Below are 20,070 nucleotides of genomic sequence, written 5' to 3'. Positions count from 1 at the left end.
TCATGAACAAAATCCTAGAAAAAATCCAAAATAACACAACAATATTAATAGAAGCATCGGCGGGCACCGGCAAAACTCACATACTGGAAAATGTGGTTATAAATTTAATAAAAATCAAGCTATACTCCATAAATGAAATCTTGGTATTAACTTTTACAAAAAAAGCCACAGAAGAAATGCACACAAGAATACTAAAAGTAATAGAAAATGCTTATTCTAACTCAAAAACAAATGAAATCTTAAAAGAAGCTTATGAGCAATCAAAAAAACTCTTTATATCAACAATCAATAAATTTGCATTACATGCCTTAAATAATTTTCAAATTGAAACAGAAAATTACTCCAAATATAAACCTAAAGAAAAATTTTCAAAAGAAATAGATGAAATAGTTTATGACTTTTTAAGAAAATCAGATAGCTTGATTCAAACTCTTGATATTAAAGACTACGAACTTAAAGTGTTTAAATCTGATCCTAAAAAAACAGAAGAGATTGTTTTAAAAATAAAAAAAGCTTACGAAAGAGATACGACTCAAGAGCTTGGAGATTGGCTTAAAACCCAAACGGCTTTTGAAAACATTCTTCTTAAAAAGGAAGAGCTGATCAAAGATTACAACAAAATAATAGAAGACTTAGATAAAATGACAAAAGATGAAATATTAAGTTTTTATAATAAACATATTCAAACTGGTAAACTTGAAATAGAATACTCTAAAGAAAACGACATATTCAAAATAGCAGAAACATTATTAAAAAATAAATTTTTTTCAACTCTAATAGAAAAAGAAACTAAAAAAAATTCTAAATTATCATCTAAAGAACTTAAGATTAAAAATGATTTAATCTGTTTGGGAATTAATATTAAACATGAAAAATATAAATCAGAAGACAATAGAAATAAAAATAGAAACAATTTAAAGCAATATGTCATTTTAAAAGTTGAATACAAAATACTAAAGTATATAGAAAAAGAACTAGAGAAAACTATTAAATCAACAAACACAATAGATCAAAATTACATAATTTCAAATTTAAAAAATTACCTAAAATCAGAAGACAAAAAGCTTCTAAATGCAATCAAAAATCGGTACAAAATCATTTTAATTGATGAGGCGCAAGATCTAAGCCTAATACAAATTGAGATATTTAAAATATTAAAAACAGCAGGAATAAAATTGATATTCATAGCCGATCCAAAACAGATAATATATTCCTTTAGAAAAGCTGACATTTCATTTTATAACAAAGAAATAAAAAATAAAATCAATACAGACGCTAGAATTGTACTAAAAATAAATCACAGATCAAGCAAAAAACTCATAGGGCCTTTAAATAAAATTTTTAATAATATATACAATAATGCAATAGCCGATGAAATTGAAAAAATTGATTTTACCAATTCACTTCCAAATCAAAAAAACGACAATAATAAAATTGTCATCAATGGACAAGAAATAGAAGGAATCAATATAATAACCACAAATACAGAAAGCGAAGAAGACATTTACCAAAAAACAGCATTAACAATAAAATATTTGCTTGCATATGGAAAAATTGCTGAGAACAATAAAATTAGAAATATTAAAATGCAAGACATTAAAGTACTTTGCAGGGGGAAAAATGAAATCAATTTAATTGATAAAGCATTAAAAAAAGAGCAAATCCAAACAAACAAAACTCAAGAAAAATTTTTAAAAACCAAAGAATTTAGCGAAATTTTTTATATTATTAAGTGCTTAGACCGAAAGCAAAGTTTTAAAACTCTAAATTATATTCTAAGCAGCAAAATATTAAATGTGCCGTGGAATTTACAAAGAATTTTAATCAAACAAGACAAAATTCACCTTATAGAAGAATTTATTGAAAATATAATAGTTTTGCTTGAAAAAAATGAAATAACATTAATAAATGCAATTAACAAAATTGCATTCGAAAAAAACCTGTGGATCAAAATTGCAAATATCACCAAAGATCAAAAAATTATCGAATGGGCAAAAAATAAAATAAATTACAAAGGCCTTCTTATTAAAGAAGGTAAGCTTGAAAATTTAAAAACCTATGAAACAACACTTGAGATCATCTCTAAAATATATCATAAAGAACAAAACATACAATCTCTAATCTCTACTTTAGAAAACCTAATAATAAACGAAGAGCCTGAAGAAATAGAAGAAAAAATAAATAATATAAATAATGATAATGAATCTATAGAGCTCATGACAATACACAAATCAAAAGGGCTTAGCATGAATATTGTATTCTTACTAAATACAACTCCAATAGAAAATAGCAATTTTTTTTCAAAAAAAAATCAATTTTACAAATTTTATCAAGACGGAAAAATTGAATATGATTTTTTTAAATTGGAAGAAAATAAAAAATACGCAAGACTAAAAATACTAAGCGAAGAAAAAAATATATTTTATGTGGGAGCAACAAGAGCTAAATTTGCTCTTTTTATTATAAAAATAAATAGCATAACTAGCAAATTATTAGAAATAGCAAAAATTTTTACTATCGATGATATTAAACATGACTTTAACATACATGAATTTATTGGCCAAAAGAGATTCAATAAAAAAAAATACAATACAAATGTAAATACAAAATTAATTCCGCCAAAACCAATAATTAAAAACATGTTTAAAAAAGAATATACATCTAGTTTTTCAAGTTTAACAGCACAAGCTCATCATAAAGAATTTTACGAAAACTATGATTTTAAAAATATTAACTACGAAAAAGAAACAGAACTTGATTATGAGCCTGGATTAGAAGAGATTCTGCCTAAAGGAAAAGACATCGGAAACATTTTACATGCAGCGATGGAGAAAATAATCTTTAGCACAGCAAAAGATACATTTGATAATTTTAAAAAAAATAACATTGAAATTATTGAAAAACAAATACAAAAAATTAGCTCAAATCTCAATACAATAGAAATACAAAATTCATTAGCTAAAATGATTTATAATATACTAACTTATAATATAAGAGCAATTAATACTCGTCTGTGTGATATTGAAGAATTACAAAAAGAAATGGAATTTTTAATAAAAATAAATCCTGAATTTCAAAAACAAAAATATCTTTTTGACAAACACTTTGAAGATCTTCACATAAAACTAAGCGATGGATATTTGAAAGGAATAGTAGATCTCATATTTAAAGCTAATAATAAAATATATATCCTAGATTACAAAACAAACTATCTTGGAAAAAATAAGGAGGATTATAATATAACAAATTTAGAAAATACGATAAAAAAGGAATATTATGATTTGCAATATAAAATATATGCCCTTGGAATAAAAAAAATATTATTTAAAAACAAAAAAGAATATAATCAAAAATTTGGTGGAATAATATATCTTTTTACAAGAGCATTTAAAGAAAATATTGAATGCTTAAAATCAAAATTTGAAAATGGTATTTATTTTAATCTTCCAAAATTTAACGACGTGGATTTAGATAAAATCATCTTAGAGTTAGGCATTAAAAGGAACTTATGAGAGATTTTTTAGTATTAAGAGAATTTCTAAAAGATAAAAACAAAAAATTCTTAACCCCCGAGCTTAAACTTTATGAAATAATTGAACTTTTAAATATCAATAAAAAAAATTGTTATAAAGCACAAACACTTGCAAGGTCCACAAACAATGAAAATATTGTAATATTTTTAATATTTTTATTTAACTACTTTGATAAAGGCCACTTAAGAGCTGACATAAATCTATTAGCAAAAGATATTCAAAATACAATAATATTCACAAAAGACAACCTAGAAAAAACCAATAAAAGTTACAACAAATTAATAAAAATGCTAAAAGGGCTAGAAACATTTGGAAATCTAGAAACTATTAAGAATATAGTTTTACTTTTGAAGAAAAACAACATACTAATGGAATTTAACAAGCTTAAAATTACAACTCCCCTAATCCTGGAAAACAATATCTACATTTATACTCAAAAAAACTACAGAGAAGAAGAAGAATTAATAAAACAAATTATAAAAAGATTAGAAAACCATAAAAGCGAATTAAATGACAATAAAATACAAAATATAATATCAAATTTAAATACCAATATTTTAAATAAAGAGCAAATTACATCAGTGAGAAAGGCATTAAAAAGCAACTTCTTTCTATTAAGCGGAGGCCCGGGAACAGGCAAAACAACAACTATTAACTATATCTTAAAAGCAATTAATAAAACATTAAACAATAAAAAAAAAGGATTAGTAGCCATTACAGCGCCTACAGGAAAAGCTAGCCTAAGGCTGCAAACAAGTATCGACTATTCATTCAAAAACTTAGAAATAGAATGTAATACAATCCAAAAACTATTGGGAATCAAATTCATAAACAAAAAAAATCTATATGATGAAGAAAATCAATTAAATTTTGACGTAATAATAATTGACGAAGCTTCAATGGTAGATGCACATACTTTTTTAAAACTACTGAAAGCAACTCCAATAACCACTAAATTAATAATGGTAGGAGATAAAAATCAACTCCCGTCAGTAAACGAAGGAAATGTATATTCAAGTCTTTTGGGAATACAAAAAATAAATAGCAATAATGTAGAAGATCTTAAAGAAAACTTCAGAAGCAACAAAGAAATAAATTTACTCTCAAAAGCAATATACAAAGAAGATAGTACTTTGATTTGCAAATACATTAATAACAATAAAAATATTCAACTGAAAGAAATAGAAAAAATAAACTTAAAAAAAGATCTAATAGAATATACAAACAATTTATACAGAAAAATACCCACTTTTAATCTTAAATTACTAAAAGAATCAAAAATTGAAACAATACTTGAAACTTTACTTGAAAATATAATTTTAAGTTCAAAAAATTTTGGTAAATTTGGAACTAAAACACTAAATGAAATAATAAAAACTTACCTGAAAAAGACCTATGGAAGCTTTATTGGCCAAATAATAATGATAACTAAAACTGACTATAAAAATAAATTATTTAATGGAGAACGGGGTGTTATTTTTAATGAAAATTCTAAATTTTATGCTTTATTCCAAAGAAAAGATGAAAAATATAAAAAAATAAATTTAAATTTACTAACAAATTATGAATTCAGCTTTGCCACAACAATACATAAAAGCCAAGGATCTGAATACAAGCATATAAAAGTAATATTAGAAAATAACCCTTTTTTGACAAAAGAACTTATGTATACTGCAATAACAAGAGCCAAGGATAGCTTAGAAATAATTTCTAACGAAGAGACTATTATTAAGCTAAGCAAAAAATCTAGCAAAAGAGATTCAAAAATACTAGAACACGTAAACTCATTTAAAGAAATTGACAAATAAATTAAAACCTACTATAATCTTTTAAAAGAATGGCTTTGGGGGCGTAGTTCAGATGGTTAGAACGCCTGCCTGTCACGCAGGAGGTCGCGGGTTCGAGACCCGTCGCTCCCGATGATGAATTTTACATTTTATTGTGTCAACAGCTTTTCTTAGAGAATCTATTGATGCTCTAGCAAATTTTTAATAAAAAAAATTACAAATCTTTAATTTAAAAGTTATAATTTAAATAATTAAAAAAAAGAAAATCTATAAGGAGAATGTAAAATGAATCTACAAAAATATCTATTTTTAACTGCTTTATTATTAATTTCAACATCTGTTTTCGCACAAACCAATACAATAACAAAAGAAAATGTAATTCCAAATGGAAACTTAAGCCAATTTGGAGTAGAAGAGATCTGCCCAATATGCGGATATGTTAACTGTATTTGCGATGAACAAACTACAGAAATCGCTGCAAAAGTCTCTCAATCAAATACAACGGGCTTTTTTACAAGCATGGCTATACTTGCATTGCTAGTAATTACAGGATTGGCTCTAGCAAAAAAGAAATTATATAAATCAAAATTAAAAATTTAAGCAAACTAAATACTGTAGCTTTTAAAAGCTACAGTAAAGTTTCAAAATCAATCCTTCAGCTCTATTTAAAATATTAAGAAGTGCAAATATCCTCAATCCCAATCTGACAAAGCATATTTTTAACATCTTGAAATTCACAAAGATTGCCTTTTAATGCCGTAGCTGTACCAGCTGCAACACCAAATTTAAATGAATCCTCTAAAGTACTCCCATTATCAAAAGCATATACAAACCCGGCAATCACAGAGTCTCCTGCTCCAATAGTGCTAACAGAATTAATCTTTGGAACAAAGGCCCTAAAAGCAATATTTTTACCGCCAATAAAAATAGCTCCGTCACTTCCCATGGAAATTATAATGTTTTGAACCCCACTTTCTACAAGATTTTTTCCGATTTTAATCAATTCTTTTGTAGAGTCAAATTTAGTATTAAAAAGATCCTCAAGTTCATAAATATTGGGCTTTATTAAAAAGGGATTTAATCCAAGAATTTTTCGCAAAGGTTTGCCACTGGTATCAATGATAAGCCTAACATCATTAGAAATGCTATTAGCTATTTCATTGTATGCATCCTCACCAAGAGCTGCGGGAACACTTCCTGACATCACCAATGTACTATTATTTGCTAAACCTTTAAGTTTATTTTTCAAAAGTTCAAATTCATTCTCAGAAATATCTGGAGAATTGGCATTAATCTCTGTTTCTCTGCCATTTGCTATCATTTTAATATTTAATCTTGTATCATATTTTATTTTAATAAAATCGTTTTTTATGCCCCTAGAATCAAGAAAAAATCTTATATAATCACCTGTAAAACCTCCCAAAAATCCCAAAGCCGTACTAGGTTTTCCTAAATTTTTAAGAACGGTGCTTACATTTATTCCCTTACCGCCAGCAAAAAAATTGTTATTTAAAGCATAATTAAGACTTTCTTCCTGAAATTCTTTTAAAACTATTTTATAATCCACAGAAGGATTGAGTGTTAGAGTATATATCAAGATAATCTCCTTTGATTTATAAAATCAATTAAACAAATAGTAAAATTTAATAAATGTATATACACTATATAATATATAAAGGTGATTATTATGCAAAATTTATTTTCAAAAAACTTGATTGTTTTAAATTACAATGCAACTAGCAAAGAAGATGTAATTAAAAAAATGGCTAGCATGTTCAATGAAAATGGATACTTAAATGACATGGAAGCATTTATAAAAGAAATTAAAAAAAGAGAAGAAATTAACGGAACAGGCATTGAAGAACATATAGCTATGCCTCATGCAAAAGGCAATTTCATTAAAAAACACGGAATTGCTATTTTAAGAGTTGTTGGCAATGGTTTTGACTTCAACTCTTCTGATCAAAAGCTTTCAAAACTGTTTTTCATGATGGCTCTACCCGAAGAAACTCCAAGCAATGCACACATAAAAGCTATATCATACCTAAGTAATACTTTTAGCAACAACCTATTAAGACATGAACTTATGAGCACAAATAATGAAGATAGATTTTTAGAAATAATATTGAATAATGACAATATAAATGAATCTAACAATTTAAATACAAAAAAAGATTTCATTCTTGCCGTAACAGCATGTCCTGTGGGAATAGCTCACACCTATATGGCAGCAGAAAGCCTTAAAAAAGCAGCTTTAGAATTAAACATAAATATAAAAGTAGAAACAAATGGATCTAGTGGAACCGAAAACCCAATAACAGAAGAAGAAATAAAAAAAGCAAAAGGGGTCATTATTGCATCTGGCAAAACTATCGATAAAGAAAGATTTAGCGGAAAACCTTTAATCGAAGTGGGAGTAAAAGACGGCATACACAAAGCAAAAGAGCTTATCCAAACAATTCTTAAAAACGAAGCACCAATTTACAAAAAAAGTAACACAAACAAAACCGCCGAAACTCTCCAAAAACAAAACAAAAAAACGGGGATTTATAAACATCTAATGAATGGAGTCTCATTTATGCTTCCATTTGTAGTCTCAGGAGGAATAATAATAGCAATATCATTCATGCTTGGAATCAAAGCATTTGACATAAACGATCCAAGCTACAATAAAATAGCAGATATTCTAATGCAAATCGGCGGTGGAAGCGCATTTGCTTTAATGATTCCAATACTTGCTGGCTATATTTCATTTAGCATAGCAGAAAGACCAGGACTTGCGCCTGGAATGATTACAGGATTAATGATGAGCAATGGAAATGCAGGATTTCTGGGAGGCATCTTAGCGGGATTTATTTCAGGCTACGTTACACTAACTGTAAAAAAAATATCTGACAAAATAATTCCTAGCAATTTAAGAGGAATAAATCCGGTATTAACTTATCCTTTTTTATCAGTTATAATTTCAGGAATTTTGATATATGTAATGCTTAGTCCAATATCTGTTATTAATGAATCAATAACAAATATGCTAAATCAACTTAGCGGTACTAATATGGCAATACTTGGAGCTTTGCTTGGAGGAATGATGGCAATAGATATGGGAGGACCTGTAAATAAAGCTGCATATGCATTTGGAATTGCAATGATAACTGCAAAAAATTATATTCCTCACGCAAGCATAATGGCAGGAGGAATGATACCTCCCATAGGAATTGCTCTTGCTACAAGTTTATTTAAAAATAGATTCTCAAAAGAAGAAAGAGAATCTGGAAAAGTTTGTTATTTTTTGGGAGCATGCTTTATTACAGAAGGAGTAATTCCATTTGCAGCAGCAGATCCTTTAAGGGTAATACCCGCATGCATACTAGGCTCATCTGTAGGAGGATTTATTTCTGCACTTTTCAAGGTAGAGGTTATAGCGCCACACGGCGGAATATTTATTCTACCAATAGTAGTAAACCCATTAATATGGATAACATCTATCCTGATAGGATCTATTATAACAGCTGTTTTAATAGGAATTTTTAAAAAAGAATACAAGAATATAAACGATTAAGTTTATATTCTTGAACCCAGTCAATAAACTAATCTAAGTTTTATTGGTGTTTCAAGACTTAATCCTTTAACCATATCCATCTCAAACCTCAGTGTGTTTGAGTTAATTTGTTTGAATCCAGATTGTTCTTGAACATTTCTAGAGGTCTTAACTATAAGATTAAGTTTGGAATTGTCAATAAGTTCACTTGCTTTGGAAGTAAAATCCGATAAAAAATAAACCAAAACATCTTTATATTCTTTGGCAGACATTGGAATCTCATCCGATGGCAAAAGAGCAGCAAGTGCATCACTAATATATTCTTTATTTTCATTAATATTCTTAGTAGCGTTTTCCAAATTAATATTAAGTTCAATAATATTTTTACCATCTTTTTTTTCTATCTTAAACACAGATATATCGGGTTTTTTCATATAATCGCCTAAAATTTTAATTAAATTATCAAACTTAACAACTAAATTAATAGAATCTCCTTGAGTTTTAATACTCAAAAGCTTAAACCCAAGCTTTTCCTCTCCATTTTTAAAGTATTTTTTTATTTCATCTACAGGAAAAAGAGGCATATTTGCAATTTCTTCTCCCACCAAAGTTGTTAAGAGTTCCTTTCTAATTTTTTCAAATTCTCTATTAACATTAACAAATATTGAAACAACACCACTAATATCATCATTTAACTCAATTTCAACATTAGAGCTACAGGCAAAAAAAATCAACAATAAACTCAAGCTAACAAAACACTTTCTCATAACAAACTCCTAACTAACAGTTAAAAACTATTATAATAGAATATATAGCTACAAAGCAATAAAACTAAAGGAGAACACCCATGGTGAATGATAAAACACTAGAACCAAAATTTTTTCAAAGCCTGCTAGACAATAGCCCTACCCCTTATCACTTAGTAAACTATATTGAAGAGAAATTAATAAATTATTTTAATGCACAACAATTAAAACTTGATGAAAAATGGAAAATTGAAACAGGATCATATTACATAAAAAAAGAAGGAACTAGCCTTATTGCCTTTAATATTGATGTCAAAAAAAAATATGAACCGTTTCTAATAGCAGCAGCACATACAGACAGTCCGGGATTAAAATTAAAAATAGACGCAACAGAAAAAGCAAGTGGTGTGTTTTATAACCATATTGAAGTTTATGGTAGTCCAATAATTTCTACTTGGATTGACAGAGACTTAAGCTTAGCAGGAATTGTATTTTTCAAAAAAAATGAGAATATTGAATCAAAATTAATCAATATTGAAAACATAGGAATTATTCCAAACCTTGCAATCCATTTAAACCGACAAATTAACGAAGGATTTAAATACAATACTCATGACAATTTAACAGTAATCAGTAGCACTAAAAAAGCAATAAAAGATAATATCTTAGAACAACTTGGAATAGAATGTGAAAATTTTCTATCTTGTGATTTAATATTCACAGAATCACAACCTTCTAAAATAATAGGAACTGAAGGAGAATTTTTGGCTTCTAAAAATCTTGATAACAAATCGGGATGCCATGCAATCATGAATTCTTATGTTCACACAAGCAATGATAAAAATAAAATAGCTGTATTTTTTGATAACGAAGAAGTAGGATCTTTAACATCAAGAGGCGCTGATTCAAAATTTTTATCAGAAGTTTTAGAAAGAATCGATCTTGCTCTTGATTTAACCAGAGAAGAGCATTTAATAAAAACAAACAAATCATTTAATATCTCAATTGACAGCGTTCACGGCATTCATCCTGGCTATACATCTAAACATGATCCAAAATATCAAGCAAATCTGGGTAAGGGCGTAGTTGTAAAAAATAGCGCTAATTTCAGATATGCAACAACTTCAACAGGATTTGCAAAATTAAAAAATTTGGCCATTAAAAACAATATTAAGATTCAAGAAATAATAATGAAAGCAAATGTTCCTTCAGGCACAACAATTGGTCCAATCTCAAATGCAAGAACAGGAATAGAAACTATTGACATTGGAACACCAATGTGGGCAATGCATTCCCTGCGCGAAACAGTATCAATAGCTGACCACATAGAAGCAATTAAATTGCTAAGAGCTTTCTTTGAAAAAGGAATTTAAAATTGGAAAAAATAAAAGAAATAATTGTAGTTGAGGGAAAAGATGATCTTAAAAGAATCAAAGAATCTTTTGACTGCACAGTAATAGAAACAAAAGGATTTGCTTTAAAAATTGAAACTATTGAATTGTTAAAAAAAGCATTAAAATACAAAGGAATAATAATTTTAACAGACAGCGATAAATCTGGAAATATTATTAGACAAAAAATAGTCAAACATCTGGGAGAAAATAATAAAATCAAACATGCATATCTTAATACTAAAGACACTGAAGTTGAATCAGTAAATAAAACAGAAATAATAAAAATACTTAAGGGGGTTGGAACTTTATCTAAAGATAATCAAAAAGATTTATTAACATTAAGCGATTTGTTAGAACTTGGCATAATAGGAGAAAACTCAAAAGAAAATAGACAAAAAATACAAAAACACTTTTGTTTGGGGGATGGAAACAGTAAAAAACTCTTAGAAAGACTGAATTACTTTAAAATAACAAAAACAGACCTAAAAAATCAATTGGCTTTAACTAACTCCCCCAGAAGGACTTGAACCTCCGACCTAGTGGTTAACAGCCACCCGCTCTACCACTGAGCTATAGGGGAAATTGAACACTAAAAACATTATCTTAAATTTAAAAATTTTTGTCAATTATTTTCCAATATTTTTAAAATCCCATTAGCAAGAATTTTGGAATCTTGATCTCTAAGCTTAGAAGATCTAATAGACCAAGCTTCCTCTGGAAATGCCAAATTTCTAACTTCTACTAAAAGCTTAGTCATTACTATATTATTTCTTAAAACATGAAGATTTTGACCCTTAATATAAAAACTTCTTTTCATTCCTTCTGTAATTTTTTCTGCTGCAGACTTTGAATGAATATCATATTTTTTATCGTCATCTTTTTGATAATAAAACCCCATACTCTTAGGCGCTCCAACACTATTATCCGCATGCAAACTAAAAAAGGCTATATCCTTATCTTTAATATGTTTATATTTATTAACAATGTTTTTAACAACGACTAATCTTTTTTTAAGGCCTGACGGAGTGCCGCTTATCCAAGAATCAACAGTATCATTTTTATTTAGATCATAATCATTGTAAACCTCGTTTTTAACATTAACAAAAGTATTGTTAGCAAAAACACTATTTCTAATTAAATGGTCGGGGGCTAAAATAGTAAATTCAACATTGGCCCCCTCTTCTTTAAGGTATACATAAAGCCTTAAGGCAATATCATATACATATTCATCTTCAACAACAAAAACTTCATTTCCAAGACCATCTCTAGATTTAACAATAGCTCCAGGATCAAGCCCACCGTGACCTGGATCAAGAATTATTAATTTATCCTTAAGCCTTGATCCTTTATTAAACCTAGAATTTACCAACTTTTCAAAACTTTTGAAAAGTTGGGTTGCCTTTTTATAAGAATTCAAAGGAGAATGCCAATCTTCTGAATAAAACTCACTTGGCTGACTTATCTTTCTTGGTCTATACCAATAATAGAAATCACCAACAACCTCAAATATTGGTATTTTGGAGTCTAAAATAACCAAAGAGCTAATATCAAAAAGATCTTGATTGGCAGTAATTCCAAAAGTATTTAAATTTAGTTTTTTGTTTTTACTTGAAGGAAGATTAACTATTGTTTGCACTTTATTAGAAGAATTAGGGACAGAATCAACCTTTTTTTTAATATATAAATCGTTTTTAGTTTTAATTATAGAAGAATCAATTGAAAGTTTTTTATCAAAAATTTTCAATTTTTGATCGTGCATAATATTATTGCTGCTTAAATTATTCCAATTTTTAAGGTCATCGATTAAAACACCGTAATGTCTGGCAATGCTATACAAAGTCTCCCCTACAGCAACTGAATGATAGATAAACTTATTATCTATTTTTTTCTCAATTTTAAAATCTCTCTCAACAGGTTTTTCTAAATCATTATTTACAATCTTTAAAACATTTAACAATGAACCTGCTTTAAGATTAACAGCCCGATTGCCATTAAGAGCTACAAGATCTTTAGCAGTAACGCCATAAATATAAGCTATTTTGCCAAGAGTTTCCCCTCTTTTAACATAATGAAAATTAACATTCTTAGTGGCTTTTTTTAAAAAAAGTTGCTGACCAATCTTTAATTTATCATCATTAAGAAAATTAAATTTTAAAATATCCTTAGAACTAATATCAAAATCCTGAGAAAGTTTTGAAAGTGAATCACCCTTCTTAACCACATAAGGCTTTAAAAAATCAGGCTCAGTTAATACAAGCTTCATTCCAACCTTAAGATCTTTAGATCGCAAATCATTCCAAGCGATTATCTCTTCTTGACTTAATCCAACAAGCTTTGAGATGCTCTTAATGGTGTCGCCTTCTTTTACGGTGTAAAAAATTACCCCTTTGTTAACAGATTCTAGCGCACTAAAAGAATGATTGACTTTGTGGGTAATGTTTTGACCTAAATTAGAATCACTTGGAATAATTAATATTTGACCCGCCCTAATATTGTCAACATTAAGTTTATTAATCCTTTTAAGATCGCTTACTTTGGCTTTATATTTAATTGCAATTGAAAAAAGAGTATCTCCTTTGACAACTCTATACTCAAAATCGGCATTAAGATTTACAGGACTTATTATTAAAAAATAAAATAATATAATAAGATCTATAATTTGCAAAACACAAAAAGTTTTACTTTTCCTTAATGCCAGTATTTTGAACAATGTAATCATAAATTATCCAATAATAATCATATTTTTTGAAGAAGAAAGTATATCTTTTGGAAATATAAAATTGCCCATCGTCAAAATATAAATCAGCAATCACCTTGCCCGAAGTATCAGAATAAGTCGTTTCAATAATAGAAAATTTATTTGGTGCTTTTGAAATATCTGAATTATTAGAATTCCACAAATATTCTTTATACTCTTCAACTACATTTTTATTGGGAATAGGTGATAACTTTTGCTTATAAAGGTATGCCTTGCCTTTGTCATTTAATAATAAACCTTCAATATCAAGATATAAAAAGAACTTTTCTTTTTTCCCAAGCTGCAATGCCTTTAATAAATATTTAACAATCTCATCGGGAGATAATTTTTTCTTTTTCAAGATATCTTGAATATCATTATTTTCAGACAAATTAACAAGGTCTATGCTACCTGGATTTTCGTCAAAACCATCATTTAAAAAAAGCGTAATAATATTGGATTCTTTTTTCTTAGATGGATCTGAAATGTCTGGGAAAAAAATACCCTTAACAAAATAAACTCCATCTTTACTAAACTTAACAAATTGATTTAAGTTAATAACTACAGAAAATTTTTCATTAGGTCTCAAGCTCATATTTCTAACAGGAATTGCAACATTTTTAGATCTCTTTTTAACATATTCAATAGGTCTTTTAACTTTAATATTGGTGGTATCAGTAACATCAAAATCAAAGCCAAAAGAATTAATATCGCCTATTTCTAAAGTTAAAACACTCTCAGACGCATTGCTAAGAGAAACTTCAATAAAAACACTACTATTGACACGATAAATAGATTGATTAAAAAACTTGATTTTAAAATCAAGACCCTTGTAATCCCCCGCAAACAAAAGAAAAGAAATATTCATAAAAAAGATACAAAAAAGCAATTTTCTAATATTCATAAGCTCCCCTCAAAACCTAAACACATTATATATAAAGAAAGTAATAATACCTATAGTATATTATTATACTAAATTAATTAAACAAAAAGGTAAAAAATGAATATAGATGAAGAACTAACAACAATATTAAAGAATAATTCCAATTTAAAAAAAATGAAAGAATTTTTAGAACAAAATACATTTTTTTCATTAACAGGATATGAAGGATTTTTCAAAGCCTTTTTAATTAAAAAAATCAAAGAATATAGTAAAACCGGGAAAATAATATTAATAGTTAAAGACGAACACACATTAGATAAAATCAAAAACGATTTACAGGTAATTACAAATCAAATCTTTGAGCTTAACTATTTTAGCCCCCTTGTATACAAGGGCATTGGCTCAAAAAGTACGATCTTTAACGAAAGAATCAAATTTTTAATCAATTTTTATAAAAAAAACCCTGGAATATATATTACAGTCTTGAAATCATTGCTTAGCAAAATACCCGATAAAAATACATTACTAAAGAATATATATAAAATTGAAAAAAATACCAATATTAATACAGCAGACATTGAAAAAACTCTTATAACATTGGGATATGAAAAAACATTAAGAGTAACAATTCCAGGAGAATTTACAGTAAAAGGAGAAATTATAGATATATACCCTTTTGGAGAACAAAATCCAATAAGAATTGCACTAAACTTTGACAAAATAGAAGAAATAAGAAAATTTAATCCCTTAACCCAATTAAAACACGATAATGAAATTTTAGAATTCCAAATTCTTCCAAAAAAAGAAATTATTTGGGACGATGAAACTATTAACACCTTAAAAACAAAAATTAAATCTGTTGAATATAAAAAGATTCTTGAAGAGTTGGATTTTAAAAAAGAAACAAAAACAGAAGAAATGTTTTATCCACTAGTAGCAAATACTTACTTAGGTGATGAGATTGAAAAACACACACCTATTGTAAACTTTGAAATTAACAATTTCGAAAAAGAAATTGAAAAAATACATCAAGAATACGAAAAGCTTTACAAAGAAGCAGAAGAAGCCGGTAAAAATATAATTGATCCAAAAAGAATTCTCTTAAATTATAAAAACTTCAATCTAAAAAGCGATGTTTTATTTTCAAAAATTAAAAGCCCTGAATCCAAAGAAATTATCGAGTTTAAAATCGAAAATGAGAGAAACTTTTTTTCAAATATAGCACTTACAAAAGAAGAATTTGAAAATTGGCTGAAAAATGGATTTAAAATCATTATTGCAGCAGAATCTGAATCACAAAAAGAAAAACTTAAATATATTTTCAAAGAATTGCCAAAAGTATCAATTGGGGTTTTAAAAATATCTAGCTCTTTAATAATAGAAAAAGAAAAAATTGCCATTATTCTTGAATCAAACATTTTCAATACGGGGCAAAAAATAAACAAAGCCTTTGAATCTTCAAAAACAAAAGCTATTGACTCTTTTGTTGGGATTGAGAAAAATAGTCATGTAGTTCACATAAACCATGGAATTGGCATATTTAAGCAAATAAAGAGAATAAAAACAAGCTCTCTTGAAAAGGATTATATTGAAATTGAATACGCTGAAGGAGAAAAACTATTTATTCCAATTGAACAAACAAATTTAATCCAAAAATACATTGGAAGTGATCCTAAAAATATTAAATTAGATAAAATTAGTTCTAAAACATGGATAAAAAACAAAGCAAACGCAAAAAAAAGAATCGAAGAGATTGCAGACAAATTAATAGAACTTTATTCAAAAAGAGAAAGCATCAAAGGTATTAAATACCCAGAAGATAACGAATTACAATTGTTATTTGAATCTGAATTTCCATACAATGAAACTCCAGATCAAATAAAAGCAATAAAAGAAATAAAAGAAGATATGATGAGCTTCAAAGTGATGGATCGCCTTCTTTGTGGAGATGTTGGATTTGGAAAAACTGAAGTTGCTATGAGAGCTGCTTTTAAAGCCGTAATGGGAAACAAACAGGTTATTGTACTCTCGCCAACAACTATCTTAGCAGAACAGCATTTCAATACATTCAAAAAAAGATTTAAAAATTTTCCAATCAAAATCGAAGTATCAAGCAGATTTATAAAAAATAACGCAGAAAGCCGGATTTTAAAAGAACTTAAAAGTGGAAAAATTGATATAATCATAGGAACACACAAAATTCTTTCAAAAAAATTCACCTGCAAAAATTTAGGGTTAATAATAATTGATGAAGAACAAAGATTTGGCGTAAAAGAAAAAGAAAAACTTAAAGAAATAAGAATTTCGGTTGATTGCCTTGCTCTTTCTGCAACACCAATTCCCAGATCTCTTCACATGTCACTAATTAAGCTTAGAGATATTTCCGTTTTAAAAATTCCGCCTCAAAACAGAGTAAAAATAGAAGCTTATTTAGAATCGTTTAGTGAACTTTTAATAAAACATGCAATTGAGAGTGAACTGTCTCGAGATGGTCAAGTTTTTTTAGTAAATCATAATATTGAAGAACTGTATTATTTAAAAACACTAATTGAAAAATTAACACCTTATGCAAGAATTGCAATAATTCATGGAAAACTAACAGGAGAAGAGATTGAAAATATAATGCACAATTTTATTAAAAAAGCGTATCAAATTTTATTGGCAACAACAATAATTGAAAATGGAATAGACATTCCAAATGCAAATACAATAATAATTAATAATGCAAACAAGTTTGGACTTGCACAGCTATATCAACTAAAAGGAAGGGTTGGAAGAGGATCTCAAAAAGCTTATGCTTATTTTTTGTACCAAGACAGCGAAAAGCTAAATGAACGCTCTATTGAAAGACTAAGAGCAATAACAGAATTTTCAGAGCTAGGAGCAGGATTTAAAATAGCAATGAAAGATATGGAAATAAGGGGTGTTGGCAATTTACTTGGTAGAGAACAACATGGGGAAATTGAATCGATTGGACTAGATTACTATCTAACAATGCTAAATAAAGCAATTGAAAAGAAAATGGGAAAAATCTCATCAGACGAAGAAGAGGTTGATATTGAAATTAACTATAGTGGATTTATTCCTGAAAATTATGCAAAAAATGAGCAGGATAAACTACTAATCTACAAAAAAATCTTTAAAATTCAAACTGAAGAAGAAAGTAAAAAAATAAGATCAGAGCTCCACGACAACTTTGGCCCAATACCCGAAGAAATAAACAGTCTATTAATGTTGGCTGAGCTTAAAATTTTGGCAAAAAATTTAAACATAACAAAATTAAAAGAAACAAACAGAACTTTGGAAATAGAATACAAAAATATAGAAAGCATTCCTATGGAAAAAATAATAGAAATACTTCAAAAACATCCTAATTTATTAATATTAAATCCCTCATATCAAAAATCGATATTTTTAAGCTTTAAAAATATTGAAAAATCTGAGAAAATAAATTACATATACAAAAATATTAACTTACTAAAGACAAACACATAACTTGTTAAATACAAAAGGGAAAAAAATGAAAATATTAATCATAAACACAGGAAGTTCTTCATTAAAATTTGCTATTTATCAATATGAAAATTCGAAAAAAATAATATCTGGAATTATTGAAAAAATAAAAGAGAAAAAATCAATCATAAAAATTGTAAATACTGACGGATCAACAACAGAAAGATCTGAAAAAGGAATTGAAAATCACCAAAAAGCAATAGAAAAAATGTTTAAAATACTCACAAACAGCGATTTAAAAATCCTTAAAACTCTTAGTGAGATTAAAATAATAGGACACAGAGTTGTACATGGGGGCTCAAGTCTTAAAAATTCAGTAATTCTTAAAACCAGTATTTTAAATACATTAAAACAAATTTCTGAACTTGCTCCACTTCACAACCCAAGTGCAATCATCGCAATAGAAGCAGTGCTTAAAATTTTGCCACACACCAAACAAGTTTTATGCTTCGATACATCCTGGCATCAAACTATAAAAGAACACGCCTTTCTTTACGCAGTACCATATTCTTGGTATAAAAATCACAGTATCAGAAAATATGGCTTTCACGGACTCTCTTATTCGTACATAACAAAAAGAACCTCAGAAATTTTAAATAAAAAAATAGATAATCTAAATTTAATAATATTGCATCTTGGAAACGGAGCAAGTATTAATGCTGTAAAAGATGGAAAATCTTACGACACAAGCATGGGAATTACTCCGCTTGAAGGCCTTGTAATGGGAACAAGAAGTGGAAATATAGATCCATCAATTATTAATTTGATGAGCACAATATTAAATAAAAACACTAAACAAATTGAAGAAATATTAAATAAAAAAAGCGGCATGCTAGGAATTTCTGAAAAATCAAATGATATGAGAGATATTTGGAACAAAATTAAAGAAGGAGAATATCAATCAAAAATTGCAGTAGAAATAATGACATATAGAATGAAAAAATATATTGGATCTTACATTGCCGCTCTTGATTTTAATGTCGATGCAATAGTCTTTACAGGTGGAATTGGGGTTGTTGATTATAAAGTAAGAGATCTTGCGTTAAAAGGATTTGAAAAAATTGGAATAGAGCTGGACCTTGAAAAAAACAAAATGTCCCAAAGTAAAACCTTAGAATCTGAAATATCAACCATTAAAAGCAAAGTAAAAATACTGGCAATACCAACAAACGAAGAATCAACCATTCTTGAAGACATTTATAATTTAATTCCAAAAAATTTATAATTTACAATTTTAAAAACTAAAATCTGGTTTATTTATTATAATTATTTAAAATAGATTTATATTTAACTCTTGCAAAGTAAAGTTGCTTTTTTAACATCTTCCATTATTTGCTTTCCTTTTACCATTTCAAGAAGAGTAAAAGCAAATTCAAATGAAGTTCCAACTCCTTTAGAAGTAATAAAATTATTGCTTCTAACAACATTTTCATCTACAAACTCACCATCAAGAACATTTTTTTCCAAACTTGGATAACATGTAAACTTATTGAATCCTAGAAGACCTTTAGCAGCAAGCACTACTACCGGAGAAGCACAAATAGCTGCAATATATTTACCTTTGGAATTCATATCTTTTAAAATCAAATCCAATTCTTTTGAATTAAAAAGATTAGTAGCTCCAGGCATACCTCCTGGGAGAATTATTAGATCAAAACAATTTTCCTTACAGTTTGATATTATATCATCTGCTAAAAAAGAAACGCCTTTTGAACTTATCACAACATTGCTATCATTTGCACTGATAATTTGAATATTAACATTACCCCGTCTTAAAATATCAATCGGGATTATGGCCTCAATATCTTCAAAGCCATTTGCAAGAATAATTCCTACTACCATTTACAACCTCTAATGCTGATGGAGGGACTTGAACCCACGACAACTCGGATATGAGCCGAGTGCTCTAACCAACTGAGCTACATCAGCTTAAACTTTT

Annotated in this window: 13 protein-coding genes and 3 tRNA genes; 9 read left to right on the top strand and 7 right to left on the bottom strand. The window is 27.8% G+C overall.

The annotated features are described in order from the left end of the window. The first annotated feature begins 2 nt into the window (after window positions 1-2). The 4 genes from recB (at window position 3) to QIA19_RS03730 (ending at window position 5,920) form a co-directional block, all read left to right on the top strand. Window positions 3-3,512, top strand: a complete 3,510-nt coding sequence (gene recB, locus QIA19_RS03745) for an exodeoxyribonuclease V subunit beta (RefSeq protein ID WP_301365915.1) — start codon at window positions 3-5, stop codon at window positions 3,510-3,512. Further along, window positions 3,509-5,341 (top strand): exodeoxyribonuclease V subunit alpha, encoded by a 1,833-nt coding sequence (recD, locus tag QIA19_RS03740; protein WP_301365913.1) that lies wholly within the window; start codon window positions 3,509-3,511, stop codon window positions 5,339-5,341. Before recB ends, recD begins: the two co-directional genes overlap by 4 nt. 37 nt (window positions 5,342-5,378) lie before the next feature. Further along, window positions 5,379-5,452 (top strand) — tRNA-Asp (locus tag QIA19_RS03735). 153 nt (window positions 5,453-5,605) lie between these two features. Continuing rightward, window positions 5,606-5,920, top strand: coding sequence for a hypothetical protein (locus QIA19_RS03730; RefSeq protein WP_008882218.1), 315 nt, complete (start codon window positions 5,606-5,608; stop codon window positions 5,918-5,920). A gap of 73 nt (window positions 5,921-5,993) precedes the next feature. Here QIA19_RS03730 and pfkB read toward each other — a convergent pair whose 3' ends face one another. Then, window positions 5,994-6,917 carry a 1-phosphofructokinase gene (gene pfkB / locus QIA19_RS03725; protein WP_301365912.1) on the bottom strand — a complete coding sequence of 308 codons (924 nt, stop codon included), beginning with the start codon at window positions 6,915-6,917 and terminating at the stop codon, window positions 5,994-5,996. A gap of 90 nt (window positions 6,918-7,007) precedes the next feature. On the opposite strand from pfkB, the gene QIA19_RS03720 reads away from it, so the two are divergent. Further along, window positions 7,008-8,879 (top strand): fructose-specific PTS transporter subunit EIIC, encoded by a 1,872-nt coding sequence (locus QIA19_RS03720; protein WP_301365911.1) that lies wholly within the window; start codon window positions 7,008-7,010, stop codon window positions 8,877-8,879. Between the two features lie 20 nt (window positions 8,880-8,899). On the opposite strand, the gene QIA19_RS03715 is transcribed toward QIA19_RS03720, so the two are convergent. Next, entirely contained in the window at window positions 8,900-9,625 is a 726-nt protein-coding gene (locus QIA19_RS03715) for a hypothetical protein (RefSeq protein WP_008882310.1), read from the bottom strand. An 80-nt stretch (window positions 9,626-9,705) separates the two neighbouring features. On the opposite strand from QIA19_RS03715, the gene QIA19_RS03710 reads away from it, so the two are divergent. Together QIA19_RS03710 and rnmV are read left to right on the top strand one after the other, a co-directional pair. Next, window positions 9,706-10,977 (top strand): M18 family aminopeptidase, encoded by a 1,272-nt coding sequence (locus tag QIA19_RS03710; RefSeq protein ID WP_301365910.1) that lies wholly within the window; start codon window positions 9,706-9,708, stop codon window positions 10,975-10,977. 2 nt (window positions 10,978-10,979) lie between these two features. Continuing rightward, a complete protein-coding gene (gene rnmV / locus QIA19_RS03705; RefSeq protein WP_008882295.1) occupies window positions 10,980-11,525 on the top strand; it encodes a ribonuclease M5 in 546 nt (181 codons plus the stop codon). On the opposite strand, the gene QIA19_RS03700 is transcribed toward rnmV, so the two are convergent. From QIA19_RS03700 to QIA19_RS03690, 3 genes are all read right to left on the bottom strand, one after another. Further along, window positions 11,507-11,578: transfer RNA gene (locus tag QIA19_RS03700), tRNA-Asn, on the bottom strand. The genes rnmV and QIA19_RS03700 overlap by 19 nt on opposite strands. A gap of 42 nt (window positions 11,579-11,620) precedes the next feature. Further along, window positions 11,621-13,717, bottom strand: coding sequence for a LysM peptidoglycan-binding domain-containing protein (locus QIA19_RS03695; RefSeq protein ID WP_301365908.1), 2,097 nt, complete (start codon window positions 13,715-13,717; stop codon window positions 11,621-11,623). Further along, window positions 13,677-14,639, bottom strand: coding sequence for a hypothetical protein (locus tag QIA19_RS03690; RefSeq protein ID WP_301365906.1), 963 nt, complete (start codon window positions 14,637-14,639; stop codon window positions 13,677-13,679). Before QIA19_RS03690 ends, QIA19_RS03695 begins: the two co-directional genes overlap by 41 nt. A 96-nt stretch (window positions 14,640-14,735) precedes the next feature. Between QIA19_RS03690 and mfd the strand changes: the two genes are divergently transcribed. Further along, entirely contained in the window at window positions 14,736-18,113 is a 3,378-nt protein-coding gene (gene mfd, locus QIA19_RS03685; protein ID WP_301365904.1) for a transcription-repair coupling factor, read from the top strand. A 25-nt stretch (window positions 18,114-18,138) separates the two neighbouring features. Next, on the top strand, window positions 18,139-19,356 hold the full coding sequence (locus tag QIA19_RS03680) for an acetate kinase (protein ID WP_301365902.1): 1,218 nt from the start codon (window positions 18,139-18,141) through the stop codon (window positions 19,354-19,356). A gap of 62 nt (window positions 19,357-19,418) precedes the next feature. Here the strand turns inward: QIA19_RS03680 and QIA19_RS03675 are convergent, their stop codons facing one another. Beyond that, window positions 19,419-19,973, bottom strand: coding sequence for a DJ-1 family glyoxalase III (locus tag QIA19_RS03675; RefSeq protein WP_008882309.1), 555 nt, complete (start codon window positions 19,971-19,973; stop codon window positions 19,419-19,421). A gap of 13 nt (window positions 19,974-19,986) precedes the next feature. Beyond that, window positions 19,987-20,060 (bottom strand) — tRNA-Met (locus QIA19_RS03670). Window positions 20,061-20,070: the final 10 nt, after the last annotated feature.

Origin of the sequence: [Borrelia] finlandensis, from assembly GCF_030438365.2 — a bacterium.
In the GTDB taxonomy this organism is placed as follows: domain Bacteria; phylum Spirochaetota; class Spirochaetia; order Borreliales; family Borreliaceae; genus Borreliella; species Borreliella finlandensis.
The sequence above is the reverse complement of the archived record's forward strand: the minus strand, read 5'-3'. Positions and strand labels throughout refer to the sequence as shown.